Source organism: Mucisphaera sp., from assembly GCF_965279675.1.
Lineage (GTDB): Bacteria > Planctomycetota > Phycisphaerae > Phycisphaerales > Phycisphaeraceae > Mucisphaera.
On record NZ_CBDIIJ010000002.1, the window covers coordinates 2725249 to 2750831 of the forward strand.

The 25583-nt window shown below is 62.9% G+C and carries 27 protein-coding genes; 17 read left to right on the plus strand and 10 right to left on the minus strand.

Going from position 1 to position 25583, the window contains the following annotated elements:
* Window positions 1-2: 2 nt before the first annotated feature.
* Both ACQZAB_RS11690 and ACQZAB_RS11695 read left to right on the plus strand, forming a co-directional pair.
* The gene (locus ACQZAB_RS11690) at window positions 3-1640 is read left to right on the plus strand and encodes a molybdopterin-dependent oxidoreductase (RefSeq protein WP_428389700.1); all 1638 of its coding nucleotides are present in this window, start codon (window positions 3-5) and stop codon (window positions 1638-1640) included.
* A 14-nt stretch (window positions 1641-1654) separates the two neighbouring features.
* Complete coding sequence (locus ACQZAB_RS11695; protein WP_428389701.1) at window positions 1655-2707, plus strand: DUF6786 family protein; 1053 nt, start codon at window positions 1655-1657, stop codon at window positions 2705-2707.
* Window positions 2708-2805: 98 nt separating this feature from the next.
* On the opposite strand, the gene ACQZAB_RS11700 is transcribed toward ACQZAB_RS11695, so the two are convergent.
* Both ACQZAB_RS11700 and mqnE read right to left on the minus strand, forming a co-directional pair.
* Window positions 2806-3549 (minus strand): SDR family NAD(P)-dependent oxidoreductase, encoded by a 744-nt coding sequence (locus ACQZAB_RS11700; protein WP_428389702.1) that lies wholly within the window; start codon window positions 3547-3549, stop codon window positions 2806-2808.
* Between the two features lie 27 nt (window positions 3550-3576).
* Window positions 3577-4722, minus strand: coding sequence for an aminofutalosine synthase MqnE (gene mqnE / locus ACQZAB_RS11705; protein ID WP_428389703.1), 1146 nt, complete (start codon window positions 4720-4722; stop codon window positions 3577-3579).
* Window positions 4723-4742: 20 nt separating this feature from the next.
* Between mqnE and acpS the strand changes: the two genes are divergently transcribed.
* The 5 genes from acpS (at window position 4743) to ACQZAB_RS11730 (ending at window position 8144) form a co-directional block, all read left to right on the plus strand.
* Window positions 4743-5174, plus strand: coding sequence for a holo-ACP synthase (gene acpS, locus ACQZAB_RS11710; protein ID WP_428389704.1), 432 nt, complete (start codon window positions 4743-4745; stop codon window positions 5172-5174).
* Between the two features lie 2 nt (window positions 5175-5176).
* Complete coding sequence (locus tag ACQZAB_RS11715) at window positions 5177-5902, plus strand: hypothetical protein (RefSeq protein ID WP_428389705.1); 726 nt, start codon at window positions 5177-5179, stop codon at window positions 5900-5902.
* Between the two features lie 51 nt (window positions 5903-5953).
* Window positions 5954-6166 carry a small basic protein gene (locus ACQZAB_RS11720; protein WP_428389706.1) on the plus strand — a complete coding sequence of 71 codons (213 nt, stop codon included), beginning with the start codon at window positions 5954-5956 and terminating at the stop codon, window positions 6164-6166.
* A gap of 76 nt (window positions 6167-6242) precedes the next feature.
* A complete protein-coding gene (locus ACQZAB_RS11725) occupies window positions 6243-7406 on the plus strand; it encodes a pyridoxal phosphate-dependent aminotransferase (protein WP_428389707.1) in 1164 nt (387 codons plus the stop codon).
* A 117-nt stretch (window positions 7407-7523) separates the two neighbouring features.
* Complete coding sequence (locus tag ACQZAB_RS11730; RefSeq protein ID WP_428389708.1) at window positions 7524-8144, plus strand: hypothetical protein; 621 nt, start codon at window positions 7524-7526, stop codon at window positions 8142-8144.
* Between the two features lie 38 nt (window positions 8145-8182).
* On the opposite strand, the gene ACQZAB_RS11735 is transcribed toward ACQZAB_RS11730, so the two are convergent.
* The 3 genes from ACQZAB_RS11735 to ACQZAB_RS11745 all read right to left on the minus strand — a co-directional run bounded on the left by ACQZAB_RS11735 (window position 8183) and on the right by ACQZAB_RS11745 (window position 11301).
* Window positions 8183-9394, minus strand: coding sequence for an alkaline phosphatase D family protein (locus tag ACQZAB_RS11735; protein WP_428389709.1), 1212 nt, complete (start codon window positions 9392-9394; stop codon window positions 8183-8185).
* A gap of 149 nt (window positions 9395-9543) precedes the next feature.
* A complete protein-coding gene (locus ACQZAB_RS11740) occupies window positions 9544-10296 on the minus strand; it encodes a hypothetical protein (protein WP_428389710.1) in 753 nt (250 codons plus the stop codon).
* 51 nt (window positions 10297-10347) lie between these two features.
* The gene (locus tag ACQZAB_RS11745) at window positions 10348-11301 is read right to left on the minus strand and encodes a hypothetical protein (RefSeq protein WP_428389711.1); all 954 of its coding nucleotides are present in this window, start codon (window positions 11299-11301) and stop codon (window positions 10348-10350) included.
* Window positions 11302-11430: 129 nt separating this feature from the next.
* Here ACQZAB_RS11745 and pheA point away from each other — a divergent pair, with 129 nt between their 5' ends.
* Both pheA and ACQZAB_RS11755 read left to right on the plus strand, forming a co-directional pair.
* The gene (pheA, locus tag ACQZAB_RS11750; RefSeq protein ID WP_428389712.1) at window positions 11431-12549 is read left to right on the plus strand and encodes a prephenate dehydratase; all 1119 of its coding nucleotides are present in this window, start codon (window positions 11431-11433) and stop codon (window positions 12547-12549) included.
* Between the two features lie 9 nt (window positions 12550-12558).
* Window positions 12559-13734, plus strand: coding sequence for a glycosyltransferase family 4 protein (locus tag ACQZAB_RS11755; RefSeq protein ID WP_428389713.1), 1176 nt, complete (start codon window positions 12559-12561; stop codon window positions 13732-13734).
* Here ACQZAB_RS11755 and ACQZAB_RS11760 read toward each other — a convergent pair.
* The 5 genes from ACQZAB_RS11760 to gap form a co-directional block, all read right to left on the minus strand.
* Entirely contained in the window at window positions 13726-14733 is a 1008-nt protein-coding gene (locus ACQZAB_RS11760; protein WP_428389714.1) for a biotin--[acetyl-CoA-carboxylase] ligase, read from the minus strand. The two genes, ACQZAB_RS11755 and ACQZAB_RS11760, sit on opposite strands and share 9 nt — an antisense overlap.
* Entirely contained in the window at window positions 14726-15625 is a 900-nt protein-coding gene (gene nadC / locus ACQZAB_RS11765) for a carboxylating nicotinate-nucleotide diphosphorylase (RefSeq protein ID WP_428389715.1), read from the minus strand. Before nadC ends, ACQZAB_RS11760 begins: the two co-directional genes overlap by 8 nt.
* A complete protein-coding gene (locus ACQZAB_RS11770) occupies window positions 15607-16308 on the minus strand; it encodes an ASCH domain-containing protein (protein ID WP_428389716.1) in 702 nt (233 codons plus the stop codon). The genes nadC and ACQZAB_RS11770 overlap by 19 nt, the downstream gene beginning before the upstream one ends.
* A gap of 18 nt (window positions 16309-16326) precedes the next feature.
* The gene (gene carA / locus ACQZAB_RS11775) at window positions 16327-17535 is read right to left on the minus strand and encodes a glutamine-hydrolyzing carbamoyl-phosphate synthase small subunit (protein ID WP_428389717.1); all 1209 of its coding nucleotides are present in this window, start codon (window positions 17533-17535) and stop codon (window positions 16327-16329) included.
* 97 nt (window positions 17536-17632) lie between these two features.
* Entirely contained in the window at window positions 17633-18655 is a 1023-nt protein-coding gene (gene gap / locus ACQZAB_RS11780) for a type I glyceraldehyde-3-phosphate dehydrogenase (RefSeq protein ID WP_428389718.1), read from the minus strand.
* Between the two features lie 205 nt (window positions 18656-18860).
* On the opposite strand from gap, the gene xseA reads away from it, so the two are divergent.
* From xseA to ACQZAB_RS11820, 8 genes are all read left to right on the plus strand, one after another.
* Window positions 18861-20303 (plus strand): exodeoxyribonuclease VII large subunit, encoded by a 1443-nt coding sequence (gene xseA / locus ACQZAB_RS11785; RefSeq protein ID WP_428389719.1) that lies wholly within the window; start codon window positions 18861-18863, stop codon window positions 20301-20303.
* A gap of 34 nt (window positions 20304-20337) precedes the next feature.
* Window positions 20338-20589 (plus strand): exodeoxyribonuclease VII small subunit, encoded by a 252-nt coding sequence (gene xseB / locus ACQZAB_RS11790; RefSeq protein ID WP_428389720.1) that lies wholly within the window; start codon window positions 20338-20340, stop codon window positions 20587-20589.
* A complete protein-coding gene (locus ACQZAB_RS11795; RefSeq protein WP_428389721.1) occupies window positions 20589-21737 on the plus strand; it encodes a prepilin peptidase in 1149 nt (382 codons plus the stop codon). Before xseB ends, ACQZAB_RS11795 begins: the two co-directional genes overlap by 1 nt.
* A gap of 74 nt (window positions 21738-21811) precedes the next feature.
* Entirely contained in the window at window positions 21812-22444 is a 633-nt protein-coding gene (locus ACQZAB_RS11800; RefSeq protein WP_428389722.1) for an OmpA/MotB family protein, read from the plus strand.
* Window positions 22445-22490: 46 nt separating this feature from the next.
* The gene (gene hisH / locus ACQZAB_RS11805) at window positions 22491-23147 is read left to right on the plus strand and encodes an imidazole glycerol phosphate synthase subunit HisH (RefSeq protein WP_428389723.1); all 657 of its coding nucleotides are present in this window, start codon (window positions 22491-22493) and stop codon (window positions 23145-23147) included.
* Window positions 23144-24292 (plus strand): ARMT1-like domain-containing protein, encoded by a 1149-nt coding sequence (locus ACQZAB_RS11810; RefSeq protein WP_428389724.1) that lies wholly within the window; start codon window positions 23144-23146, stop codon window positions 24290-24292. Before hisH ends, ACQZAB_RS11810 begins: the two co-directional genes overlap by 4 nt.
* 80 nt (window positions 24293-24372) lie before the next feature.
* Window positions 24373-24954 (plus strand): type II secretion system protein, encoded by a 582-nt coding sequence (locus ACQZAB_RS11815; RefSeq protein ID WP_428389725.1) that lies wholly within the window; start codon window positions 24373-24375, stop codon window positions 24952-24954.
* 22 nt (window positions 24955-24976) lie between these two features.
* Window positions 24977-25576 carry a hypothetical protein gene (locus ACQZAB_RS11820; RefSeq protein WP_428389726.1) on the plus strand — a complete coding sequence of 200 codons (600 nt, stop codon included), beginning with the start codon at window positions 24977-24979 and terminating at the stop codon, window positions 25574-25576.
* Window positions 25577-25583 lie beyond the last annotated feature (7 nt).

Sequence of the window (25583 nt, forward strand, 5' to 3'; positions counted from 1 at the left end):
TGATGCCACAGATCACGATCGACGGAAAGCCGTGCGAGTTCGAGGGTAAGAAGACCATCCTTCAGGTGGCGCTTGAGAACGGTCTTGAGATTCCTCATTACTGCTATCACCCGGGTCTGTCGGTGGTTGCGAGCTGCCGGATCTGTCTGGCGGAGGTCGCTCAGCCGAATCCTCGAAACGACAACAAGCTGGAGCTGATCCCGAAGCTGATGCCGACGTGCCAGACGCCTGCTGCGGACGGCGCGGAGGTTTATCTGGAGAGTCCGAAGTCGATCGCGAACCAGAAGGCGGTGATGGAGTTTCTGCTGATTAATCATCCGCTTGACTGCCCGGTGTGCGACCAGGCGGGTGAATGTCATTTGCAGGATTACAGCTTCAAGTATGGGCGTTCGGAATCGCGGTTTGAAGAGACGAAGATCAAGCAGCCTAAGAAGGATCTTGGGCCGAACGTGCTGCTTTACTCGGACCGGTGCATCATGTGCTCGCGGTGCGTGCGGTTTACGCGGGAGGTGACGGGGACGGGTGAGATCGGGGTGTTCGGGCGAGGGTCGGGCGAGCAGATCGATGTGTTTCCGGGTGAGGCGCTGGACAACGAGCTGTCGGCGAATGTGATTGATCTGTGTCCGGTGGGAGCGCTGCTGGACAAGGACTTCCTGATGTCGATGCGTGTCTGGAATCTGACCAAGACGGCGAGCATCGATGGGATCACGTGTTCGGGGGATAACGTTTCGATCGAGCACAACGAGGGGAAGATCTACCGGTTCAAGCCGCGGACGAACATGGATGTGAACCGGTGGTGGATTTCTGATGAGATTCGGTTCGGTTGGAAGTTTGTGCACGATGAGCACCGGTTGTGTGTCCCGATGATTCGGGAGAACGAGGAACTCAAGCCGACGGACTGGCATACGGCGAATGCGTCTGTCGCGAAGCAGCTCGGTGATCTGGTGAAGTACAAGGGGGATGGGTCGCTGGGGCTGATGGTGAGCCCGATGCTGACGAGTGAGGATGCGTATCTGCTGGGGCGGTGGATTCTGCGGGTGGATCCGGGTGCGGTGCTGGCGGTTGGGCCGGTGCCGGTGGTGGGTGAGGACAAGACGTTCCCGGGCGGGTACACGGTGCGTGCGGAGAAGGCCCCGAACGCGCGGGGTGTGCGGCGGGCGCTGGAGCTGGTGGGTGCGAACGTGCTGACTTACGAGGAGTTTCGTGAGGTGCTGGGTTCGGAGGATTCGGGGTTGTCGGGTCTGGTGCTGACGGGGAATTATCCGGAGCCGGTGTTTGAGGATGCGTTGATTGCGGCGGCGAAGGATCGGTACACGATTCTGATGGACACGCTGCCTAGCAAGCTGGCGGAGAGTGTGGACGTGGTGCTGCCTTCGGCGACGTGGGCGGAGAAGTCGGGTTGTTTTGAGAACGTGTCGAATCGGCTGCAGGCGTTTGAGCGGGCGATCCTGCCGGTGGAAGGAAGCCAGGGGGAGGGTCAGATTGCTCTGGATCTGATGGCGGCGGGTGAGTTGGCCGGTCCGAAGCGGTATGACGCTGAGGCGGTACGAGCCGAGATGGGTGGGGTGTTTGTTTCGGAGGTTTATCTGCCGGAGGCCGAGAGCATTCGTGAGACGGATCTGGAGTATGTGTCGCTTTAAGCGGAGTCTGCGAGATGTCGAGCGGCTGGTTTGATCGGCTTTGTGAAGGGGTCGAGGCGCGGGGGTGGTCGCCTGTGGTGATGACGACTGAGGGGGGGCGTTTGCTGGCGGTTCGGGAGAATGCGCGGCTTTTGGGGGTGGAGGTGGCTGGGGCTGGGGATAATGGGGTGTGGCATGATCCGGCGTTTGAGGATCCGAAGGGGAGCGGGCCGATCTCGGGGGGCGGGGGCGATCGGCTTTGGATTGCGCCGGAGGTGGCTTACTACTGGCCGAGTCTGGAACTGGCGCGGAAGGACGCGGGGAAGTATGCGATTCTGCCGGCGGATGTGGACCCGGGTCGGTATGCGGAGGTGTCTTCGGATGCGAAGGGGGTGGCGTATGGGACGACGGCTACCTTGAAGGATCATCGGGTGGGGGTGACGATCGCATTTGAGGTCCTGCGGACGTTTCGGCTGTGCGAGCCGTTGGCGGGTTTGGGTGAGGGGGTGACTTGTCTGAGTTATGCGATGGAGAATCGGCTGACGCTTGGCTCGGGTGATTTCGGGGCGGTGGCGGGGGCCTGGAGTATCTGCCAGGTGCCGACGGGCGGGGTGCTTCATTGTCCGACGGTGCGGGAGGCTTTGGCGGAGGTGACGAGTTATTACGAGCCGTTCGGTGAGCGGGTGACGGTGGATGGGGATGGGGTGCGGTTTCGGGTGGATGGTCTGGCGAAGATCAAGATGGGGATTGCGGCGTCGGCGACGAGCGGGCGGATGGGGTATTACCGCGAGACGGAAGCGGGGGCGCTGCTTATGCTGCGGGCGTTTCCGAGTCTGCCGGGTGAGCCTTATGTGGATGTGCCGATTTCGGCGGAGTCGAAGCAGCGGTACGGGCGGGATGTGCTGCAGGCGTACAACCACGATGGCGGGCCTGAGACGTTCGGGGAGATGGAGTACCACGACCCGGCGTTGGTGGTGGGGCGTGGGCCGGAGGTGCGGAGCGGGGTGAGTGTGACGCACGCGGTGTTTGGGGAGGCGGCGAAGGTGCGTGCGGTGGGTGAGGCGTTTTTGGGGATGCGGGTGGGCTGACGGGTAGGATTAAAACTGGGGGTTTCTGGCCCAGAGCCTTTTGGTTCTGTGGCCAGACAAGCTGACCACAGCCACCCATGTTTGTGGTGGCTCGACTTTTAGTGGGGGCTGGGGAGGGGGAAGGTTTCGCCGTTGGCGAAGCGGCCTTTTCGGAGGATGCCGTCGCGGACGATGCCGGCGACGACCATCGGGTCGAGGGCGTTGTCGGCGGGGATGGCTTTTTCGGAGAAGTTGGCGCGGAGCATGGGTGTTTCGATCGCGCCGGGTGCGATGGCGAAGGCGGTGATGTTCATGCGCTGGCCTTCGTCGGCGGCGGCTTTGGTGAAGAGGTTGACGCCTGCTTTGGCGGCGGCGTAGACGTTGAAGCCTTTGAAGGGGTCGATGCTGGCCATGGAGGAGACGGAGCTGATGGCTCCGGCTTTTTGTTTGCGGAAGTGGGGCCAGGCGGCCTGGGTGAGGAAGATCACGCTGTTGAGGTTGATGGCGAGGCAGTGGTTGACGATGTCGGGGGTGATCTTTTCGATGGGTTGGAGGGGGGCGTCGCCGGCGCAGTTGGCAATGGCGTCGATGCGGCCGAAGTGATCGACGGTTTTATCGACGGCCTGCTGGCAGGCTTCTGGGGAGCTGAGGTCGAGGGGGAGGATGAGCGACTCGGGTGGGGAATCGACTTCTTCTTCGATGAGGGCTCTGGTGGCCTGGAGTTTTTCTTCGGTTCGGCTGATGAGGGTGGTTCGGAAGCCGGCTTCGGCCATGAGGCAGGCGGTGTCGCGGCCGACGCCTGAGCCGGCTCCGGTGATGATGCAGACGGGGTTGGGATCGATGGGCCAGTTGGAATCGGTCATGGTGTTGGTGGTGTCTCTGGGTTGGGATTAAGCGGAAAGCGGCTGGGGTTCTTCGATGCGCCAGTTGGGTCCGTCGCGGAGGACGGGTCGGTAGATGGTGTCACGTTCGACGGGGGCGTAGCCGGACTCGGTGATGGCGTCGCGGAGGTCGCGGACGGAGTGTTCCTGGTGGTTGGAGGCCCCGGAGAGTTTGGTGATGTCGTACCAGACGACGGTGCCGTCGACGTCGTCGACGCCGAAGTCGAGGGCGACCTGAGCGAGTTCGAGGGTCTGCATGATCCAGAAGCACTTGATGTGCGGGATGTTGTCGAGCATCAGTCGTGCGACGGCGAGCATGCGGAGGTCTTCGAGGCCGGTGGGGCCGGGGAGGTGTTCGAGTTCGGAGTCGTCAGGGATGAAGGGGAGGGGGATGACGGTCTGGAACTGGCCGGGGAGGTTGCGTTCGAGGGCGTCGTCCTGGGCTTCGCGGAGGAGGTTGAAGTGGTGGATGCGGTCTTCGAGGGATTCGACGTGGCCGTAGAGGATGGTGGCGTTGGACATGAGTCCGGCTTCGTGGGCGGCGCGGTGGACTTCGAGCCATTTGTCGGAGCGGATCTTGCCTTTGAAGGCTTCGTCGTGGACGCGGTCGTCGAAGACTTCGGCGCCGCCGCCTGGGAGTGAGCCGAGTCCGGCGTCGCGGAGGTCGGTGAGGACGCCGAGGAGGTCTTTGGGTCGTTTGGCGATGCGGGAGAGGTGGACGACTTCGACGGCGGTGAAGGCTTTGATGTGGATCTGGGGGGCGGCCTGCTTGATGGCCTGGAGGACGTCGAGGTAGTAGGAGAAGGGGAGGTAGGGGTGGAGCCCGCCGACCATGTGGATTTCGGTGGCCCCGGCCTGGGCGGCTTTGCGGGCCTCGTCGGCGATGTGTTCGGGGGAGAACTCGTAGGCTCCGTCGTCGCCTTTCTTGCGGTGGAAGGCACAGAACTTGCAGGAGAGGGCGCAGATGTTGGAGTAGTTGATGTGGCGATTGATGTTGTAGTAGGTGGTGGTGCCGTGGAGGCGGTGTCTGACTTGGTTGGCCAGGCGGCCAACGGCCCAGATGTCGGGGTGGGTCATCAGGTTCAGGCCGTCTTCGGGGCTGAGTCGCTGCTGATCGCTTACCTTCTGTGCAATGTGTTGGAGTGATGCGTCCATTGCAGCATGCTAGGGATGTTATGAGTGGTCTGGAGCGGAAAGCGGCAGGAAATCGGGAGAGCGGTGGGGCGGTTGCGCACGGGATTGATCTGGTGGAGGTGGAGCGGATCCGTGGTTTGCTCAAGACCCATCCCGAGCGGTTCGTGACGCGGTGCTTTACGGAGTCGGAAGCGGGGTATGCGGCGGGCTCGAAGCGGTATGCGGAGCATCTGGCGGCGCGGTTTGCGGCGAAGGAGGCGGTACTTAAGGCGCTGGGAACCGGGCTGACCGATGGGATCGCGTGGACGGACGTGGAGGTGACACGATCGGCGGCGGGGCGGCCGGGGATTGTGCTATCCGGGCGGGCGGCGGAGGTCGCGGGGGATCTGGGGATTGTGGAGTGGCTGGTGTCGCTGACTCATACGGGGTCGCTGGCGATGGCGTCGGTGATTGGGTTGGGCGGTAGGATGTAGGCATGGTGCGACGGAACGCGAACACGCCTTTTGAGGTGATGGGTAAGGCCACGGCGGCTGAGGGGGAAGAGCCCAAGACGGCTTCGGTTAGTGAGCCGCGGGCGGCCTCTGTGGATCGGGGGGTGGAGGCGGTGGCTCCGGGTGAGCCGTTGGTGCTGCGGGTGCCGAAGGGTTTGGCGATCGGCGTGGTGGTGGGGCTGATTCTGGTGGTGGGTTTGGCGTACTGGGTGGGGTATCAGCGGGGAGCGGGTTCGGTGGAGGCCGAGGAGGGCGGGATAGTGGATCGCCCGCCGGGGCCGATCGGGCAGGCCTTGGTGCCTGAGCCTGAGCTGTTCGTGGGGTCTAGCCTGGATGGGGTTGGGGTGGAAGTGCTGGACCTGAATCGGACGCCTATGGGCTGGCATGAGGCGGGTTCGGGGGCTGATCCGCGGTCGGCGGGGCTGAATTATCTGATTCTGGCGACGTATCCGGAGGCGGAAGCCCTGCGTCTGGCGGTGTTTCTGGCCGATCGGGGGGTTGCAAGCGTCCTCGAACCGGTCAATAATGCTCGGTTCCAGGTTGTGGCGGTCAATGTCGGTTTCACGCGTAACGCCTTTGAGCGTGGCGTGCATGAGATCTACCGCCGATCGATGCTGGAGATTGGGCGTGCGTGGCACGCAGAGAACGGGGGGCGTGGCAGTGATGCCTTGCAGGACATGTATTTTTACCGTCACGGGCCGACGCCCTGATTGATGAGATGAGCAGCTTGCCGGCAGGTTCGGCGAATTGGAGACCGCAGGATGAGTCTTGACAGCAGCCTACGTAGCAGCGCCGGCCTGGCCCGTCACCGCAATGTTCTGACCCGCGCTGAGCGTGTGGCGAAGATGCAGGCGGAAGGCAAGTTCGATGAGGGATCGGGTGACCCGCTGGGTCTTCCTAAGCTGGCGAACCGGAAGATCGTGACCGGCAAGGCGACCAAGAAGAAGAAGACGACCGACGAAGAAGCGAAGTAACACCCTTCGTATCCTCGGCCCCGGCTGGGTTTCCGGTTGCTTCATGGTTCATGATGCTTTTTGAGGGGTTTGCAGGGTGATTGATCCAGAAGCCTATCTTGCGTCGCGGGTTCGCGGTATTGATGCTTCGGGCATCCGGCGGGTGTTTGATCTGGCGGCGAAGCTGGAGAATCCGATCAATCTGTCGATCGGGCAGCCGCACTTTGATGTGCCAGAGGATGTGAAGCGGGCGGCCACGGCGGCGATCGAGGCGGGCTTTAACCGGTACACGCAGACGCAGGGGGTGGCCGACCTGATTCAGCGGGTTGAGCTGGATGTGGCGAAGCAGTTTCCGGGAACGCTTGGTGCTGCGGACAGCCGGGGTCTGGCGGATGGTTTTCAGACGCTGATTACGTCGGGTGTTTCGGGCGGGCTGATGCTGCTGCTGCTGGCGTGCTGTGAGCCGGGTGATGATGTGTTGATGCCTGACCCGTACTTTGTGATGTACCGGCATCTGGTGACGCTGGCGGGTGGGAACCCGGTGTTTGTGGATACCTACCCGGACTTTCAGTTGACGGCTGAGCGGGTGGAGAAGTCGCTGACGGCGAAGACGAAGCTGCTGATGTTCAGCTCGCCTTCGAATCCGACGGGCGTGGTGCTGACGGAAGCCAATACAATCGCGCTGGCGAAGCTGGCTGAGGATCGTGGGTTGCTGCTGGTGAGCGATGAGATTTATGACCGGTTTGTGTATGACGTCGAGACGACGCCTTCGGTGGCGAGTCACACGGATCGGGTGGTGTTGCTGCGTGGGTTTTCGAAGACGTATGGCATGACGGGTTGGCGGCTGGGTTATGCGGTGGGGCCGACGGGGATCGTGGAGCAGATGACGAAGCTGCAGCAGTACTCGTTTGTGTGTGCTCCGTCGATGGCTCAAGCGGCGGGGGTGGCGGCCTTGGAGGTTGATATCGACGGGTATGTGGCTGCGTATCGGGAGCGGCGGGATCGGGTGGAGGAGCGTCTGGGTGAAGCGGGGTTTGAGTTGGCGACGCCTGGCGGAGCGTTTTATGCGTTTGCGAAGGTGCCTGAGCACCTGGGGCTGACGGGGACGGCGTTTGCGGAGAAGGCGGTGGGTGAGGGCGTGCTGGTGATTCCGGGGTCGGTGTTTTCGGAGCGGGACACGCACATCCGGCTGAGCTATGCTTGCGGGGTGGAGCAACTGGAGGCGGGGTTGGATGTGCTTGTGAAACTGGGGCAGGGTTAGGGGTTGTAGGGGCTGAGGGAGGGGTGCCTGTTATCCAGGAAAGCCGGGGTGGTTTTCGGCCGATATCTATTTTCAGCGATTGACAGGTTGTTGGTGTGCGCGGCTGGAGTGATTGGCATGCGTCTGATGCGTTTGGGAGTGGGATGTTTGCTGGTGGTCGGCCTGAGCAGCGGGTCGGCTGGTGGCAACCTGGTCCTGAATGCGAGTTTCGAGGAGAGCACGCGTTTCGATCGGTTCACGGACTGGCAGTCGCGGAACGTAGAGCAGATGGGGCCGTTCATCGATTCGTTCGACGGTTTTCAGAGTGTGGATCTGGCGCAGTCGCAGTCGGGTTGGATGCAGCAGCAGTTGCAGACCGATCCGGGTGAGTTGTATCGGCTGGAGTTTTACCTGTCGGCGAACATCTATGCGTTTCGGAGTCTGCCGCGGATCGCGCGGGTGTTGTGGGCGGAGACGGTGATCGGGGAGTTTGTCTGGGAGGAACTGGGGACAGAGGATCCGAGTGAGGCGCGGTTTGAGCGGGTGGTGATTGATAATCTGCTGGCTCCGACGGGTGCGACGCAGCTTCGGTTTGAGGATGCTTCTGCGACCAGCGGGTTTGGTGCGGTGATTGATGCGGTGGTGGTGATACCCATGTCGGAGGTTGAGGTGGTGCCGTCGCCTGGGACGTTTGCGATGGGGATGGTTGGGTTGGTGGGTCTGATGGGGCGTCGGTTACAAGACCACGCCCGGGGTTAGACGGGCGTGGTGCGGGGCGATTCGTTTCCTGGTTTAGGTCATTCCGGGTTGGCGACTGACTGGCTGTGTCGGCCGTGGTGATCGCCTTCTCCGTAGGTGAAGGTGAGCTTTTTGGTGTCGAGGGTGTCGTCGAACTGGGCTCGCTGTTGTTCGTCGATGAGTTGGATATGGACGGTGGGGTATTCGGGGGTCCAGTCGATGGTGAGTAGGCCGAAGTGGTTGTCGCCTACGGCTTCGCCAGCGCGGTGGTGGTTTTCTTCGGTGATGGTTCGTCCGCGGGCCTGGTTGAGGCCTGAGGAGGTGACATCGACGGACATGTAGGGTCCGGTTCCGCCGCAGACGGAGACCTCGCCGTGGTGGCGGTCGCCTGAGAGGAAGATGACGCCTTCGGCCCGGGCGTCTTCGATGGTCTGGAAGAGCTTGTCACGTTCCCACGGGAGGGCGGCCCATCGTTCCCAGCCGTGTTCATTGGCAACGACCTGGATGGAGGAGACGATGAGGCGGAGGTCGGCGGGTTTTTTGAGTTCTTCGGCGAGCCAGGCCCACTGTCTGTCGCCGAGCATGGTGACGGAGGGGTCGTCCTTTTCTGCATAGGGTCCACCCGTGCGCTGGTCTTGTGGGATGCGTTCGAGGTCGTCGCGGTGGTAGCGGGTGTCGAGAAGGATGATCTGGGTGCGCTGGCCTTCGGGGCCGACGATGACGGCATGGTAGATGCCTTCGCGATCGCGTCGGGATGAGTCGGTGGGGACGCCCCAGAAGTCGAGGAAGGCTTTTTGTGATTTGGCTTTCTGGGGGAAGTCCTTACCGCCGTCGTTGACGCCGTAGTCGTGGTCATCCCAGGTGGCGAGGATGGGGGTGGTTGCTTTGAGCTTGCTGAAACCGGGTTTGGCGGCGAGTTCGGAGTAGACGCCACGCATGACGGCCATGTCTTCGGTGTCGGCGTAGACGTTGTCACCGGCGAAGATGAAGAGGTCGGGGTCGGCGGCGAGTACGGCGTCCCAGATGGTTTGGAGACGGCTCTGGTGGAGGCATGACCCGAAGGCGATTTTGGTCAGTGCTTTGTCGGCGGGCAGCGGCTGGAAGCCGTTGATGACGGGTTCGGCTGCGGCGATGGCTTCGGGTGCCTGAGCGGCCGCGACGGGTTGGTCAGTGGCCTGGGTGGTGCTGGTCTGGGTTTCAGTGTTGGTGGTGCAGCCGGTGATCGACAGGGTGGCGATGAGCAGGGCGGCGATGGCGTAGCGGGGTTGCATGTGCGGTTCTCCTTGGCACAGCGGGTTTTGAGATAATAAGGTATGATGATAGCGGTTCTGGGTGGTGATGGGAGGCAGGTAGGGAGCATCGCGCATGAAAAAACCGGGCTTGGGAGCCCGGCTCTGGGTGTTCGCAGATTTGGGAGGGTTCAGCCCTTGGCGGCGTCGGGTGCAGGAGGGGCGTTGAACTGCATGATGAGGCCGACGAGAGCAGGGACGGTCACCAGGAGGGGGACGGTGACACTAGATTCGATGAGGGTGTTGGAGACGGTTTCCCGCCAGGGCTCGAAGCTCATGATGAGAGCGAGTCCGCCGATGACGGCGAAGGTGGCTCCGGCAACGGCGGTGAAGACCATGACTGACATATCGAAGACGATGAAGGCGAGCATGCCGAAGACGAGCAGGCCGATGAGGGCGCCTACCCAGTGGGCTTCGGGTAGTGCTGCGCCGTTGGCCTGGTTGATGGCGAGGGTGAGGCCGGACCAGAGGTTGGCGCCGAGGAATGCTCCGGCGAGCCCGCCGAAGAGTGCGACGGCGTACTTCATCATGGGACCGGCGAGGACGGCGGCGATGAGGCCGAGGCAGCCTGCGACGATGTAGGGGGCTTCGACGAAGGCGCCGACCCAATAGCCGAAGAACATGCCGAGTAGCAGGGCGAGCCCGATGGTCATGACTTTGTAGAACTTGAAGCCGTTCATAAGGCAGGTGATGCCTAGGACGATGAACATGATGGCCCAGACGACGGAGAGTGCCTGGAGGTTGGCGATGAGCTCTTCGGGTCGAGCGAGGGTGTCGCCTCGGGAGAAGACGGCGAGGACGGTCTCGAAGAGGTTTTCGAGGGGTCCCTGCTCTTCGGCGGCGGCGGATGACGACGAAGCTGATTGAGCTAGTAGCGCGAGCATGGTGCTGCTCCTGCAACGGTGAAAGGGGGCGGCACGTGCGCCCGTCACGCGCTAGCTATCGGTCTTCTTGCGGTGGATTGTCCACTGCAGTGCTACGCCCAGGATGGTTATCAGACCTATGGCGATGATCGATCCGCGGGCGCCGGTGGGGAACCAGGCGGCGACGGCGGGCAGCGTGGCGGCGAGGATCCGGGTGCCGGGGAGGTAGATCAGGCATGCTCCGAGGAGTGAGGATTCGAGGGCGGAGGCGGTCTTGGGCATGAGAAGGCCCAGTAGCAATCCGATGGCGGCACCGATGGCTGAGCCGAGCATGACGGTGCTTTGGGCCGTGGGAGAGAGTGTTGCCCACCAGTCACGGAGGGTCTGTTCCTGCTCGGCGAGTGCGGTGCGGAGGGTTTCGATGGCTTGGCCGATGGCCTGGGTGATGGTTTCGGTGATGGCGGAGGTTTGGGCGTCGTCTATTGCTGCGGGATCGGCCTGGGTGTCGGTGCCGGATTCGGCGGAGGGGAGTTCGGTGGGGAGTCGGTCTCGGATGAAGGCAGCGACTTCGTCGGCTGCTTCGAGGAGTTGCTCTTCGCTGAGCAGGTTGTTCGCGGGGGTGTCCTGCGAGACCTGTTCGGTGTCTGGGGTTGCTTCGCCGGGCAGGAGTTGGGGGGGTGGGGTTCCCTGCCAGGCGAGCATGGCGGCGGGGACGACGGCGGCGAGGAGGATGGCACCTGTGACGGCGACAAAGGCGCGGAAGAGGAAGCCGGCGAAGAGGGCTCCGAGCAGCGAGCCGATCAGCGAGAAGACGACCATGAGGGTGGTGTCAACCCCCATGATCTGGCCGGTGGCGGCTCCGAGGGTGGAGCCGAGGGCGAGTCCGACGAGCACGCAGCAGGCCCGGGCGAGTTTGCGGCCGGCGAGGAGCATGACCAGGCCGACGACGACGAGGGCGGCGGCGAGGTAGAGCTCGACCCCTGCGGAGGCCATGGTGGCCAGGTTTTCAGCGGTCTGATTGTCCACCTATTGGGCTCCTGAGCGGGTGGTCGCGATCGACGGCAGGCAGGGACAGGATACGCGGACCGGGCGTGCGGGCTGCGCCTGTTCCCATGGTATCGCTCGGCCGGCGTCCACACCGTTACAATCCGGGCTATGAACGAGAAACCCCGTGCTGCTGCTGACTTAGATGAAGTCGATCGTCTGCTGGCCCCCTTGCGCGACCAGATTGATGTGCTGGATCGTGAGCTGGTGGAACTGCTGAATCGGCGGGCGGCGGTGGTGGTGGAGGTGGGTAAGGTCAAGCGGGAGAGTGGCGGGCCGATTTATGCTCCGGACCGGGAGCAGCGGGTGTTGGAGCGGGTGCGGGCGTTGAATAAGGACGGGGTGCTGCCGGATTCGTGTCTGGAGGCGATCTGGCGGGAGATGATGTCGGGGAGTTTTGCGTTGGAGCGTCCGCTTCGGATTGGGTATCTGGGCCCGCCCGGGTCGTTCAGCCACCTGGCGGCGCGGCGTAAGTTTGGGGCCTCGGTGGAGTACGACAATCTGGATGACATCCCGCTGATTTTTGAGGCGGTGGATCGCGGCGATCTGGATTATGGGTTGGTGCCGATCGAGAACTCGACAGAGGGTTTTGTGACGACGGCGTTGGACGGGCTGGTGACGGCGAAGTGCCGGGTTTGTGCGGAGGTGCTGCTGCCGATCCATCACAACCTGCTATCGCATTCGGATGCGCCTGATATCAAGACGATCTACTCGCACCCGCAAGCGCTGGCGCAGTGTCGTCACTGGCTGAGTGCGCAGTTCCCGGAGGTGCCGCGGGTTGGGACGCCTTCGACGAGCCGGGCGGCTGAGTTGGCTGCGAATGAAGCTGGGGCGGCGGCGGTGGGGTCGTCGCTGGCGGCGCAGTTGTTCGGTCTGCCGGTTCAGTTTGAGAACATCGAGGATGCCGGCGACAACCTGACGCGTTTTTATGTGATCGCGATGCAGGAGACGGGTCCGACGGGTGATGACAAGACGGCGATCTTCTTCACGACGAAGCATCGGGCGGGCGCGCTGGCGGATGTGCTGGATGTGTTTCGGGATCGGGGGATCAACCTGACGCATATCGACAAGCGGCCGAGTCTCAAGAAGCACTGGGATTATGTGTTTTTCGTGGATCTGCTTGGGCATACGAGCGAAGAACGTGTGGCCAGGGCGGTGGCCGAGGCGGCGGAGCATTGCCAGGAGCTTCGGGTGCTGGGGTCGTTCCCGCGGGCGACGCAGCCGCTGTAGACTGCCGTGATGCGATTAGCGCTGGTCACCGAAACCTATCCGCCTGAGGTCAATGGCGTCGCGATGACGCTTGAGCAGCTTGCGCAGGGGATGGTGTCGCGGGGGCACGAGATTGAGATCATTCGGCCGAAGCAGTCGCGTGAGGATGTCTCGCGGGTCATCGATGGGATCGAGCATGTGACGGTACCGGGTTTTCCGATTCCCCGGTACAGCGGTCTGCGGATGGGGCTACCTTCATCGGGTCGTATGATTCGGCGTTGGCGTAAGCAGCCGCCGACGGTGGCTCATGTGGCAACGGAGGGGCCGCTGGGGTTGTCGGCTTTGTGGGCGACGCATCGGGTGGGTCTGCCGGTGACGTCTGCGTTCCATACGAACTTTCATGAGTATTCGGATCACTACGGGCTGAGTGTGCTTCGTCATGCGTCGATGTGGTACCTGCGGCGGTTTCACAACGTTTGCTGCTCGACGATGATTCCTTCGACGGCGATGCGGGATCAACTGGATGCGCATGGATTCGAGCGGCTGGTGCTGCTGGGGCGGGGGGTTGATACGGCGTTGTTCGATCCCTCGCGGCGGAGTGAGGCGCTTCGGCGATCGTGGGGTGTGGGGGATGGGGATGTGGTGCTGATTTATGTGGGGCGTGTGGCGGAAGAGAAGAACATGCCGCTTGTCATTAAGGCTTATGAGGCGCTCAAGCGTGAGCGGGCGGGGACGAAGCTGGTGATTGTGGGGGATGGCCCGCTTCGGCAGCCGTTGGCGGAGGCGCATCCGGATGTAATTTTTGCCGGGATTCAGCGGGATGTTGCGCTGGCGGAGCATTACGCATCGGGGGATGTGTTTGCGTTTGCGAGTACGACGGAGACATATGGCAACGTGATCCCGGAGGCGATGGCGAGTGGGCTGGCGGTGGTGACGTATGACTACGCGGCGGGTCAGGCTCTGATTGCTGATGGCGAGAATGGGCGGCTGGCGACGTTTGATGATGCGGACGATTTTGTGCGGGTGACGGTGTCGCTGGGGACGGATGACGCGGGGATCGCTCGTTGTCGGGAGCGCGGTCGGGCGACGACGGTGGGCCTTTCCTGGCAGAGCGTGCACGAGCGCTTTGAGGAATTGCTGATGGAGGCGGCGAAGATGTCCTGTCCGGATACCGTGATGGAGCCGGAGGGGTCGGCGTCAGGCTGAGGGTTCTGCGGATCGCGTTGCGTGTGCGGCGGGGATGTGGTGCTGGGTGCCGAGGTGATCGCGGAGGATGAGGCCGTCGTTGAGGTCGAGGCCGACGACCTCGCCTTCGATTGGTCTGCCGGAGACGTTGAGGATGATGTGGCGGCCGAGGTCGCTGCTGCGCTGCTTCCACTGCGCGGCGAGTTGTTGCTGAGGCAGCCGGGAGATGCGTGCGTAGTTCGTCAGCAGACTGGTGGCAGCCCAGAGGCGATCGATGTGGATCCCGTTGGAGGCGAGTGAGGTGGGTGCGTTGGATGTGTCGTCGAGTCGATGCGGTGCGTCGGGCAGGTTCGGGTGGCCGTGGACGTTGAGGCCGATGCCGATGATGGCGTGTGTCTGGTTCTGCTTGTCTTGCTGGTGTTCGACCAGGATGCCCGCGACCTTGCGGTTGCTGAGCAGTATGTCGTTGGGCCAGCGGATGGTGGGGGTGGTGTGAGCAGGGTGTTGGTCGATCAGGTCGGTGATGGCCAGTGCTGCCCGGATCGAGGCGGCTTCGATGGGATCCTTTGGGGTCTGCGGCCAGGTGAACGAGATGAGCAGGGCGTCGCCTGGGCGGGCGAGCCATGGGCGTCCGCGGCGGCCACGGCCGGCTTCCTGCTGGTTGGCGATGGCGATGGCATGGGTGGCTTTGGCAGGGTCGTGGTGGATGAGTCGGCGGAGGGCGTCCTGGGTGCTGGCGGTCTGCTGATAGACCTCGATGTGGGGTTGGCTGGCGGGCCAGCCGTTGCGGGGGAGTGTGTGCTCCAGGTGGTCTGCCCAGGTGGTGAGTGCGGAGCGCTGGAGTTGGATGGCTGTCGGGCTGGTGTGGGTGAAGGTGCAGCCCTGGCGGGTTATTTCATCCAGGGCTTGCTTGACTTGTGTGGCGGTCAGGTGTGTCTGGTGGGCGAGGCTTTCGATGGTCCAGGTGGTGGCGGGCTGGAGCAGGGCGGTGATCAGCCGTTGGATGGGGGCTTCAGGCATGTGCGGGCTCACGGTCGAAGCCGAGGTCGAGGGCGCGGACGGTGTGGGTGAGGGCTCCGATGGAGATGCGGTCGACGCCTGCTTCGGCGATGGGCACGAGGGTTGTCTCGGTGATCCCGCCTGAGGCTTCCAGGAGGGTTTGAGGGGCGAGCTTGTTGCGTATGTCGACGGCTTGTGCGAGTTGTTCGGGCGGCATGTTGTCGAGGAGGGCGATATCGACGCCTGCTTTGAGAACGGGTTCGAGTTGGGAGAGGCGATCGATTTCGATTTCAAAGAACTGGGGTTTGGGGTTGAGGTCCCGTGCGGAGCGGACCCAGTTGGTGACGTGTTCGGTGAGTTGGCTGTCGGGGATGTGTGCGATGTGGTTGTCTTTGATGAGGATGGCGTCGTAGAGGCCCATGCGGTGGGAGGTGCCTCCGCCACAGACGACGGCGTACTTGGCGAGTCCGCGGTAGGCGGGGATGGTCTTGCGGGTATCGCAGAGTGTGGCCCGGGTGTGGGCGATGCGGCTGGCGAGTTGGGCGGTGTGGGTGGCGATGCCGGATAGGTGGCTGAGCAGGTTGAGGAGGGGGCGTTCGACGGTGAGGAGGGTGCGGAGGTTGCCGGTGAATCGGGCCAGGGGCTGTCCGGCTGTGAGGGTGTCGGTGTCCTTAGCCAGGAGTTCGGCGTCGATATGGGCTTCGAAGGTGCGGAGCAGGTGCGGGAGGGTTGCGATTCCGGCGAGCACGCCGGGTTCGCGGGCGGTGAGATTGATGGTGGCCTGGGCGTTGGCGGGTATCACGAGTTGCGAGGTGATGTCGGCTTGTTTGGGGCCGAGGTCTTCTTCGTGTGCCAACTGGAGCAGTTGGGAGAGGTGTGTTTCAGATAGGAAACTCAGGAGGTTGGGTGGCATGGTTCATCCTCCTGATTCGGTTGGTTGGGGATGATGATCTCGGCTTCGGTGGGTAATCGATGGAGGCACCAGAGTCGGTCGTTCTGCTGGCAATGGTGTTCTATGAACAAGGCTTGCCAGCGTCGGTGGCGGAAGTAGCCGTCGCGGAGGGATGTCTGGATGCAAGTCCTATCGGGAAGGGTCAGGGTGAAGCCTTTGGGTGAGAATCGGTGGCGGTGCTGGCTGGGCACGCGGAGGTAGCTGTTGCGTAGGCTGCCCGGGGTGATGGTGAGCTGAGTGATGGGGTAGGTGTTCTCATCGAGCGTGAACCAGGCGCGGCCGGAGGACTTGAAGGGAGAGGGAAGGTTGGTGATCGGGGCGACTGACTCGAGGAGTATCAGCGAGAGATAGGGATGGTTCTGGCGCTGCAGCCAGAAGCTGCTGGGGGCTGTAATGGCCTGGTTGTGTCGGGCTCGGATCTGGTTCAGTTTGGCGGGTGCGTCGAGTTTTTCGCAGATGGCGTCGCGGACGCTGGCCAGCGCGGCGATGGGACCGGAGGCGCGTTTGAGAAGCAGTTGGTCGCCGGGCTGGACCTGGTTAAAGGGTGGGATGCGGTTTTTGGTGAGCCGGCATTCGATCGTTTTTCGGCCGTCGAGGATGCGGCTGAGGTAGGGTTCGCGGAGGATGGCGAGGTGCTGGGGCAAGGGAGGTGGCGATCGTGGTTAGATGGCGGCGACGGCGTTGCGTTGCCGCTGAGCGGCGTCCATGTCTTCGGCAGAGGGGCTGCGGCCGGTGGTCATCATGGTGGCGAAGCAATCGAACAGGTAGGCGGCGTCGTGCGGGCCGGGGCTGGCTTCCGGGTGGTACTGGACGGCGAAGAGCGGGTGGTCCTTGTGGCGGAAGCCTTCGAGGGTTTTGTCGTTGAGGTTGATGTGGGTGGCTTCTCCACCGGCGGTTTCGAGGGAAGTGGTGTCGACGGCGAAGCCATGGTTCTGGCTGGTGATTTCGACTTTCCGGGTGCCGAGGTTCTGGACGGGCTGGTTGCCGCCTCGGTGACCGAACTTGAGCTTGAAGGTGTCGGCCCCGAGGGCTCGGCTGAGGAGTTGATGTCCGAGGCAGATGCCGAAGATTGGCTTCTGGCCGATGAGTTTTTCTGCGGTTTCGATGGTGGGCGTGACGGCGGATGGGTCGCCGGGCCCGTTGGAGATGAAGACGCCGTCGGGGTTGTGTTCGAGGATGGCTTCGGCGGGGGTGTCGTAGGGCACGACCGTGACGTCGCAGCCGTTGGTGGTGAGGTGTCGGAGGATGTTGTGCTTGGCGCCGCAGTCGATGGCGACGATTTTGCGTGGGGTCGGTTTGGCGGCGGCGGTGATGCGGGAGTCCCAGCCGCCAAGGTCGGCGGACCAGTTCTCGGTTTCGGGTCTTGTTACGGTTTTGACGAGATCGATACCGACGAGGCCGGCGGAGGCTCTGGCCTGATTGACGAGGTCGCTATCTGATTTGTCGGGGTCGGTGGAGAGGACGGCTTTGAGGGCACCCGTGACGCGGAGTTTGCGGGTGAGGGCTCGGGTGTCGATGCCGGTGATGGCGGGGATGCCCTGTTCGGCGAGCCAGTGATCGAGGTGCTGGGTGGCGCGATAGTTGGAGTCTCGCTGGGCGAGTTCGCGGACGACGAAGCCGCGGAGGTGGATTCTGGTGGACTCGAGGTCTTCGGGGGTGACGCCATAGTTGCCGATGAGCGGGGTGGTCATGGCGACGATCTGGCCGGCGTAGGAGGGATCGGTGAGGATCTCCTGGTAGCCGGTCATGGAGGTGTTGAAGCAGGCTTCGCCTTCGATGGTGGCGGGTTCGCGGTGGCCGAAGGCGTTGCCGTGGAAGATGGAGCCGTCTTCGAGGGCCAGTCGGGCGGTGGTCGTGTCGGGTTGGGTCATGGCGTCAGTGTAGAAGGGCGTGCCGGTGATTGCAGGGCGAAAAAAAGCCCCGAGCGGTGGCCCGGGGCTTTGTGAAAGCGATGACTTGGGTTGGGACTTAGCCGAGGCCGTCCTGCTGAGCCATGTGGCTCATGAGGTCGATGACGCGGTTGGAGTAGCCCCATTCGTTGTCGTACCAGGAGACGACCTTGAAGAACTTGTCGGAGAGCTCGATGCCGGCGCCGGCGTCGAAGGTCGAGCTGGCAGGGTCGTGGATGAAGTCGGTGGAGACGACGGGCTCATCGGTGTAGGCGAGGAAGCCGGCGAGGGGGCCGGATTCCGAGGCGGCCTTCATGGCCTTGCAGATCTCGTCGTAGCTGGTGGCCTTCTGGGTGCGAACGGTGAGGTCGACGACCGAGACGTCGGCCGTGGGGATGCGGAAGGCCATGCCGGTGAGCTTGCCCTTGAGTTCGGGCATGGCGAGGCCGACGGCCTTGGCGGCACCGGTTGAGGCGGGGATGATGTTGAAGCCGGCGGCGCGGCCGCCACGGAGGTCCTTGCGGGAGGGGCCGTCCTGGGTGGGCTGGGTGGCGGTGACGGCGTGGACCGTGGTCATGAGTCCTTCTTCGATGCCGAAGTTGTCCTGTAGGACCTTGGCGATCGGGGCGAGGCAGTTGGTGGTGCAGGAGGCGTTGGAGACGACCTTGGCGTCGGCGGCGAGGGTGTCCTGGTTGACGCCCATGACGATCGTCGGGACTTGGTCGGGGGTTTTGGTAGGGGCGGAGATCACGACGCGCTTGGCACCGGCCTTGATGTGGTTGGCGGCCCCGTCGTAATCGGTGAAGAAGCCGGTGGACTCGACGACGTAGTCAACGCCGATTTTGGACCAGGGGAGGTCGGCGGGGTTGCGCTCGGCCGAGCAGGGGATGGTCTTGCCATTGACGATCAGGGCGTCATCGGTGGCTTCGACGGTGCCGTTGAAGCGGCCGTGGATCGAGTCGTACTTGAGGAGGTAGGCGAGCGAGGCGGGGGGGAAGAGGTCGTTGATGCCGACGAATTCGACATTGCCTTTTTCGAGCCCTGCTCGAAAGACGAGACGGCCGATGCGGCCGAAGCCATTGATGGCAACCTTGATGGACATGGTGCAGACTCCAAAATTGGGGTGTTGTGTGGGGGTATGTGCAGCGAGCGACAGGTCGGCCCGCTTATCACAGGACAATATGGTACGGAATAAGTCGCTGAGAGCAAATCAGCGAGTGCCCACGGATGCGGGCGAGCCTTTATCCTAGCGATGTCGAGAGGATTGTGGCGAGAAGGGTCTGGAGGCTGTTCTGAATCGATATGGCATGGCGGCTGGTGAGGGGGAGGGTGATGCGCCGCTGACGGTCACGCAGGCGGCCGGGCTCGTCCAGCGGACGGTTCAGCGGGCCTTTCCCGGGCGGGTGCGGATTCACGGCGAGATCGGCAGTCTCTCGCAGCGGAATCACTGGTACTTCAATCTGAAGGACGAGGGGGCGACGCTTCGGTGTGCCTGTTTTGCGAACCGGGTGCGCGGGATTCGGTTTCGACCCGAGAATGGGATGGCGGTGGTGGCGAGTGGGCGGCTGGATTTTTATCCGCCTCAGGGCTCCCTTCAGCTGATCGTGGAGACGATGGAGCCGGCGGGAGAGGGGGCGTTGGAGGCGGAGCTTCGTCGTCGGGTCGCTGAGCTTCGGGAGCTTGGGTATTTCGATGAAGGTAGGAAACGGTCGTTGCCAGCGGTGCCGACGCGGGTGGCGGTGGTGACCTCGGGTGCCGGGGCTGCGTTGCAGGATGTGATCGATACGACCCGGCAGCGATGGCCCGGGTGTCAGCTGGTGCTTGTGGATGTGCCGGTGCAGGGGGCTGCGGCGGCACCGGCGGTGAGTCGTGCGTTGCGGGTGATCTCTGATCGAGGACCGAAACTCGGGCTGGATGCCGTGATTCTGACCCGGGGCGGCGGGTCGATGGAAGACCTGTGGGCGTTCAACGAGCGGTCGATCGCGGATGCAGTTTTCGAGTGCTCGCTGCCGGTGGTGGCGGCGATTGGTCATGAGGTAGACACGACGATCGCGGAGCTGGTGGCGGATGTGCGGGCGGCGACGCCGACGCAGGCGGCGATGCGGCTGGTGCCGGATCGGGAGGCGCTGGCGCATCAGTTGGATCAGCTTGGCCGGCAGCTTCGGATGCAGACCGAGCGGCGGATGGAGTCGCTGGAGCGTCGGCTGGAGCAGGCGGCACGAGCGTCGGTGTTTCGCCGGCCTGAGGTGTGGGTGGGCGGGCAAAGGGAGCGTGTGGCAGCACTCACGGAACGCCTGCGGCTGGCGGTCAGGCAGGGGGCGGGTCCGCATCGGCAGAGGTTGGCGCGCACTGCGGAGGCGATGGAACGGGTGGTGGGGTATCGGGTTGCCAGCGAGCGGCAGGCTTTGGAGGCCTTGTCGCCTCGGCTGTTTCGCGCGGCGGATGCCCGGTTTGAACGGGCGGCGGAGCGGTTTTATGCGCTGGCCAGGCAGCTCGAAGCTGTGGGCCCGCAGCAGGTGTTGGCTCGTGGGTACACGTACACGCTGGGGACGGATGGCAAGCCGCTGCGTTCGGTGGAGGCAGCGCGAGCGGTGGGGCGGCTGCGCACGGTGTTTGGTGATGGCGAGGTGGTGAGCCGGGTGGAGGGTGAAGCGGGCGAAACCACGGTGTCAGTACGGTCGGGTGGGTCACGTTCGAAGAAACGCTCGACTAAGCCAAAGGCGGACGACTCGGGTGGTTTGTTTGGCTGACTCGGCGGCTGGCGGGTTGGCGTACACTGCGTCCATGGCAGAGAGCAAGCCGGTGCCGGCGAAGAATCTGAGTTTTGAAGAGGCCCTGAATGAGTTGGAGGGGCTGGTCGAGGCGATCGAGGCTGGTGAGATCGGGTTGGAGGACGTTCTCAAGCGGTATGAGCGTGGGGTGGGGCTGATTCATCGCTGCAAGGACGTGCTGAATCGGGCCGAGCAGAAGCTGGCGAAGCTGCGAATCGATGAGCAGGGGGACGACGCGATGATCGAAGGTGATGACGACGCCTGATGTGGCTTGAGCTGATTGTTTATGGATTTGTGCTCACGCTGGGTTTGTGCGTCGGTAGTTTTCTGAATGTGGTGATTCTGCGTCTGCCCGAGGGGCTGAGTGTGGTCCACCCGCCTTCGCGGTGTCCGCGCTGTGGGTATCGGCTGGCGGCCTGCCAGAACGTGCCGGTGCTGAGTTGGTTGCTTCTGAGAGGGAGGTGTGCGGGCTGCTCGAAGCCGATCAGCGTGCAGTACCCGCTGATCGAACTAGCCTTCGGGGTGATGGCGCTGGGGTTGTGCTGGTGGCAGATTCATCGCTACAGCGGGGAATTGCCGTTTGGGTTGGTGGTGGAGTTGTTGTCGCCGATGCTGGTGGTGCAGGTCTGGCTGCTGGCTTGTCTGCTGGCGGCAACGGTGATCGATGCTCGGTACTACATGATCCCGCTGGTGTTGTGCTGGTCGCCTTTTTTGGTGGCGGCGGTGGTTTTTCCAGGGTCGGTGGCGGGTGGGTGGCCCGCGGTGGGGCCCTGGGTTGGAACGGGCTGGGTCGAGCCGGTGATGGGTTTGACGCTGGGCGTGCTGGTCTCGATGGCGCTGCTCAGGATGGGGGTTCTGAAACCGAGTTTTGCGGACTACGAGGAGGTGATGCAGGCGATCACCGGCCGGGCGGCGGATACGGATGTGGCGGGCGAGAACGCGCTGTATCCCCATGCCAGGCGCGAGATGCTCAAGGAGATAGCGTTTCTGGTGCCGCCTGCGGTTGGGTTTGTGCTTGGGCTGTCGGTGGCTTCGGCGGCGCCTGTGAGTGGTTGGCTCGGGGCGTTGGCGGGGGTGCTGGCTGGTGCGGCGATGGGGGCGGGGCTGGTCTGGGGTACGCGGATTCTGGGGTCGCTAGCCTTCGGGAAGGAGGCGATGGGGCTGGGCGATGTTCACTTGATGGCGGGGGTGGGTGCCGTGCTGGGCTGGCTGGACGTGACGGTGGCTTTTTTCGTGGCGCCATTTCTGGGATTACTGGGGACGGCGGTGTTTACGGGGTTGGCTTCGCTGAAGTCGGCCCGGGCTCGGGTGATTCCTTACGGGCCTTATCTGGCGGGGGCGTCGGTGATTGCGTTGGTGGCGGGTGACTGGCTTCTCGAAGTGCTTGGGTTTTCTGCTATCTTCACGCCATAGCGGTCGATAGCAGTTACGTCCGATATTCGGGCGGTTTAGACATCGAAAGGAAGACGATGGGTCGGCATACACGGATGTTTTCAGTGGTTCTGGGCTTGATGGTGGCTGGGCTTGTGGGGTGTCAGCCGCCTTACCGGGTTCTGGAAGAGCGCGAGGCGCTGTACATCCAGAACCAGGAATTACAGGATCAGTTGAATCAGGCACGCGCGGCTCTGGAAGTCACCGAGCGTGACCGGTCGAACCTGATCGATGAGATCGAGCGTCTTAAGCGGGAACTCGCCAGCCAGCCGGTGGCGATGGCTCCTTCGACGACGGCTTTCGACAGCATCGCTGGTATCGAGACCGAGCAGACGGATACACAGATCAAAGTGCGGGTGCCGGGTGATGTGCTGTTTGCCTCGGGCTCGGTGGAACTGCGGTCGTCGGCGAAGAACACGCTGGCTCAGATCGCCCGTGTGATCCAGCGTGAGTACCCGAACCAGATGATCCGTGTGGAGGGGCATACGGATACGGACCCGATCAGCAAGAGCGACTGGGAAGACAATCTGGAGTTGAGCCTTCAGCGGTCGGCGGCGGTGCATCGCCACTTGCAGAGCGTGGGCGTCGAGCCGGAGCAGATGTACGCGGCGGGCTTCGGCGAGTGGCAGCCTGAGGCGACCAAGGACCGCAGCCGTCGGGTGGAGATCGTCGTGCTGCTTTTTGAGTAGTCGCTGACTGCGCTGATGTTTTTTTAGAGGGGCGTAGGAGGTCTTCTTGCTGGGTATTGTTGACTACGGCATGGGCAACCTGCGATCGGTGCAGAAGGCGATCGAGCGTGTCGGCGGTTCGGCCGAGATTGTGTCGACCCCTGCGGGTGTGGAGAGCTGCGAGCGGTTGATCCTGCCTGGTGTTGGTGCGTTTGCCGACGGGATGAGGCACCTGCGTGAGCGTGGTTTGATGCAGCCGGTTCTGGATTTTGCGGGGTCGGGCCGGTCGCTGCTGGGCATCTGCCTGGGGATGCAACTGCTGTTTACGGATTCGGAGGAAACGTCGAGACCGGGCGAACAGGCTGTGGCTGGGCTGGGGCTGGTGCCGGGACATGTCAGGCGGTTTTCGTTTGAGCAGGAGGGGCGTGATCGGCGGCTGAAGGTTCCGCACATGGGTTGGAACGAGGTGTGTGCGGTTCGGTCGCATGGGTTGCTGGAGGGTCTTTCCGGAGGCGAGCAGGCCTACTTTGTTCATGGTTATTACTGCAGGCCGGATGAGGGTTCGGATGTGCTGGGGGTGACGGACTATGGCGGGTCGTTCTGTTCGGTGGTGTCTCGGGGGAATCTGCTGGGAACTCAGTTTCACCCTGAGAAATCGCAGAGGGTTGGGCTGGGGATTCTCAGGAACTTCCTGGCATTGACCCCGAAAGGCGCTCAGGCATGACTGAGCGGGGCCTAGGTGAGGTGAATCCCTGCTTTATGCCGGAGGGTCTGGACCCGGCTGACCCGGTGCGAGACCACCGGGTGTTCTCGCTGCTGGTGGACCCCGGCCGTTATCAAGCGGCGACGGTTGATCTGAAAACCAATGAGGCTCAGCGAGCCTACTGGCTGGGTTTGTTCCGCGATCATTTTCCGATGCTGCTGGCAGAGGCTCGGCGGGAGCAGTTGGACGCAGGGGATGTGCCGGAGTGTTTTCAACCTGCGATGCAGCGGGCCGAACGCGACTTTATGGGATACTTGGATAAGGCTGAGACTCAGCCCGAAGCGTTCGAGCGGCTGGACATTCTCGAGATCTGCTGGGCGCGCGAGCGTGTGCTTCGGGCGGTGGGGATTGCTGATCCTTATCGGTTGGCGAAGGCGGAGCAGAACGAGGCGGCTTTGAAGCATCTGCCCGGTTGGTTGGCTGATCTTGACGGGATGCAGCGGGGTGAGAAGTGGTTGTCGCTGGTGCGGGGCGTGCTTGCTGGGAATGTGTTTGATCTCGGGGCGACCAAGACGGTGCACATGTATCAGGACGGGGCGTCGCCCGGGTTTCGTGAGACGCTTGGCAAGCTCAAGCCGCGGCCCTGGTTTCGGGATGATGCGGATGTGTTTGTGGAGCGTTGGGCGGGCCGACGGTTTGGGCAGGCGCTGCTGTTTGTCGATAACGCTGGACCCGACATCGTGCTGGGGATGATCCCGCTGGCTCGCGAGTTGGCGAGATACGGGCGGGTGATCCTGTCGGCGAATGCGGCTCCGAGTCTGAACGATGTGACGCATGATGAGTTGCTGGTGCTTCTGGAGCGGGTGGCTGCGCTGGACCCGACGCTGGCTGAAGAGCTGGCGAGTGGGCGGATACGGGCGGTGACGAGCGGGAACTGGGCCCCACTAATGGACTTGTCGCGGGTTTCGCCGGAGCTGGATGAGGCTGTAGGCGGAGGGGTGGATTTGGTGGTCCTTGAGGGGATGGGGCGAGCGATTGAGTCGAATTACGAGGCGGCTCTGAGCTGCGACTGCCTGAAGATCGCGATGATTAAAGATGACGGGGTCTCGGAAGCCCTCGGGGCGAGGTTGTTTGACCTGGTCTGTCGCTTTGATCCTGTTGATTGATTCCGGGTGAAGCAGATTTCTCTGGATCGGGCTGCAATTATCTGTCAGGCTGGCCGTTGGAGTTGTTTATGGGTTATCCGTTGAATCGCAGTCGTGGCTTCACGCTTATTGAGTTGCTTGTGGTTATCTCGATCATCGCGATTCTCATCGGGATACTGCTGCCTGCGTTGTCGGCGGTCCGACGGGCTGCGGTGTCGGTGGGGTGCAAGAGCAACCTACGGCAGTTGGGGATCGCGATGACCCTGTATCTGGATGAGAACGGGCGGTATTACCCGGCGGCGAGGTACATGCCCGAGCCGGTGCTGTCTGGTTCGTCAAATCCGCCTCTGCATGTCAAGTTTGAGCCTTATCTCTCGGGTTCCTTCGATCAGGAGGGGGGTGTGTGGTGGTGTCCGGGTGATGATTTTGTGGCCCCGTTGACCGGGACGAGTTACGACTACAACTCGGGGCTGTCGAACCGTAACCTTGAAGAGAGTTGGTATTTCCGCCGGTTGGGGCTTGCCGCGCAGGATATCTGGGTGCTTAAAGACTTCGATGGCGCATCGGTGATCCTTAGCGACGGGGAGACGCTGGAGATTCCCTTCTTTCATCGGGTGAGAAATGCGTATTGGGCTGATGGCAGTGTTTCTGACTTTCGTTTAGATCCTGAAGGCGGCTCTTGAGCTGTCAGGAAAGGTATCGAAGATGAGCGACGAGGCGACGACGACGAAAACATATGCGGTGGCTGGTGGTCTCCTGGTGCTGGCCGTTCTGACGGTTTGTGCTGGCATCTATGTCTACCGAGCCATGCAGCCGTTGCCGATGCCGGAGACGGCGGAGGATGTGATTGCGGTGTTGAGTGATACCCGGTTCAAGGATCTGCCGGATGATCGTCGGGCTGCTTATACGCAGCGGATGTGGGAGATCACACAGTCGCTGGATCGCGATCAGCGGCGTGGTCTGTTCGAGGCGATGCGTGAGAATGATGTGGCTCGGGACAACAGCCGGATGGCTCGGGAGCAGATGATGGTTGGCATGGCCAGGCAGTTTGCCATGGCCGATGAAGCGGAGCGGGAACAGATACTTGCGGGTGTAGAAGCCATGTTTGAGGGCATGAGACGGCCGCGGGGGGAGGGGCCATCGAGAGGTGATCGACCGGAAGGCGGAGGCGATCGGTCGTCGCGTCAGGAAGAGCGGCGGAATCGTTTCAACGAGCGGGCGGCGACGGGGAACCCGCAGGACTCGGCGATGATTCGCGAGTTTTTTGTCGCGCTTCGAGAGCGCCGCGAGGCTCAGCGTGACTGACTCTTCC

Bases quoted from the DNA above. Each gene is read 5' to 3' on its own strand.
- ACQZAB_RS11715 (WP_428389705.1), top strand. From the start codon at position 5,177: ATGGTGCGACGGAACGCGAACACGCCTTTTGAGGTGATGGGTAAGGCC.
- ACQZAB_RS11820 (WP_428389726.1), top strand. From the start codon at position 24,977: ATGAGCGACGAGGCGACGACGACGAAAACATATGCGGTGGCTGGTGGT.
- ACQZAB_RS11760 (WP_428389714.1), bottom strand. From the start codon at position 14,733: ATGCCTGAAGCCCCCATCCAACGGCTGATCACCGCCCTGCTCCAGCCC.
- ACQZAB_RS11735 (WP_428389709.1), bottom strand. From the start codon at position 9,394: ATGCAACCCCGCTACGCCATCGCCGCCCTGCTCATCGCCACCCTGTCG.
- ACQZAB_RS11700 (WP_428389702.1), bottom strand. From the start codon at position 3,549: ATGACCGATTCCAACTGGCCCATCGATCCCAACCCCGTCTGCATCATC.
- ACQZAB_RS11740 (WP_428389710.1), bottom strand. From the start codon at position 10,296: ATGCTCGCGCTACTAGCTCAATCAGCTTCGTCGTCATCCGCCGCCGCC.
- gap (WP_428389718.1), bottom strand. From the start codon at position 18,655: ATGTCCATCAAGGTTGCCATCAATGGCTTCGGCCGCATCGGCCGTCTC.
- carA (WP_428389717.1), bottom strand. From the start codon at position 17,535: ATGACCCAACCCGACACGACCACCGCCCGACTGGCCCTCGAAGACGGC.
- pheA (WP_428389712.1), top strand. From the start codon at position 11,431: ATGAACGAGAAACCCCGTGCTGCTGCTGACTTAGATGAAGTCGATCGT.
- mqnE (WP_428389703.1), bottom strand. From the start codon at position 4,722: ATGGACGCATCACTCCAACACATTGCACAGAAGGTAAGCGATCAGCAG.
- ACQZAB_RS11690 (WP_428389700.1), top strand. From the start codon at position 3: ATGCCACAGATCACGATCGACGGAAAGCCGTGCGAGTTCGAGGGTAAG.
- ACQZAB_RS11800 (WP_428389722.1), top strand. From the start codon at position 21,812: ATGTTTTCAGTGGTTCTGGGCTTGATGGTGGCTGGGCTTGTGGGGTGT.
- ACQZAB_RS11720 (WP_428389706.1), top strand. From the start codon at position 5,954: ATGAGTCTTGACAGCAGCCTACGTAGCAGCGCCGGCCTGGCCCGTCAC.
- ACQZAB_RS11695 (WP_428389701.1), top strand. From the start codon at position 1,655: ATGTCGAGCGGCTGGTTTGATCGGCTTTGTGAAGGGGTCGAGGCGCGG.
- acpS (WP_428389704.1), top strand. From the start codon at position 4,743: ATGAGTGGTCTGGAGCGGAAAGCGGCAGGAAATCGGGAGAGCGGTGGG.
- ACQZAB_RS11795 (WP_428389721.1), top strand. From the start codon at position 20,589: ATGTGGCTTGAGCTGATTGTTTATGGATTTGTGCTCACGCTGGGTTTG.
- ACQZAB_RS11810 (WP_428389724.1), top strand. From the start codon at position 23,144: ATGACTGAGCGGGGCCTAGGTGAGGTGAATCCCTGCTTTATGCCGGAG.
- ACQZAB_RS11730 (WP_428389708.1), top strand. From the start codon at position 7,524: ATGCGTCTGATGCGTTTGGGAGTGGGATGTTTGCTGGTGGTCGGCCTG.
- xseB (WP_428389720.1), top strand. From the start codon at position 20,338: ATGGCAGAGAGCAAGCCGGTGCCGGCGAAGAATCTGAGTTTTGAAGAG.
- nadC (WP_428389715.1), bottom strand. From the start codon at position 15,625: ATGCCACCCAACCTCCTGAGTTTCCTATCTGAAACACACCTCTCCCAA.
- xseA (WP_428389719.1), top strand. From the start codon at position 18,861: ATGGCGGCTGGTGAGGGGGAGGGTGATGCGCCGCTGACGGTCACGCAG.
- ACQZAB_RS11755 (WP_428389713.1), top strand. From the start codon at position 12,559: ATGCGATTAGCGCTGGTCACCGAAACCTATCCGCCTGAGGTCAATGGC.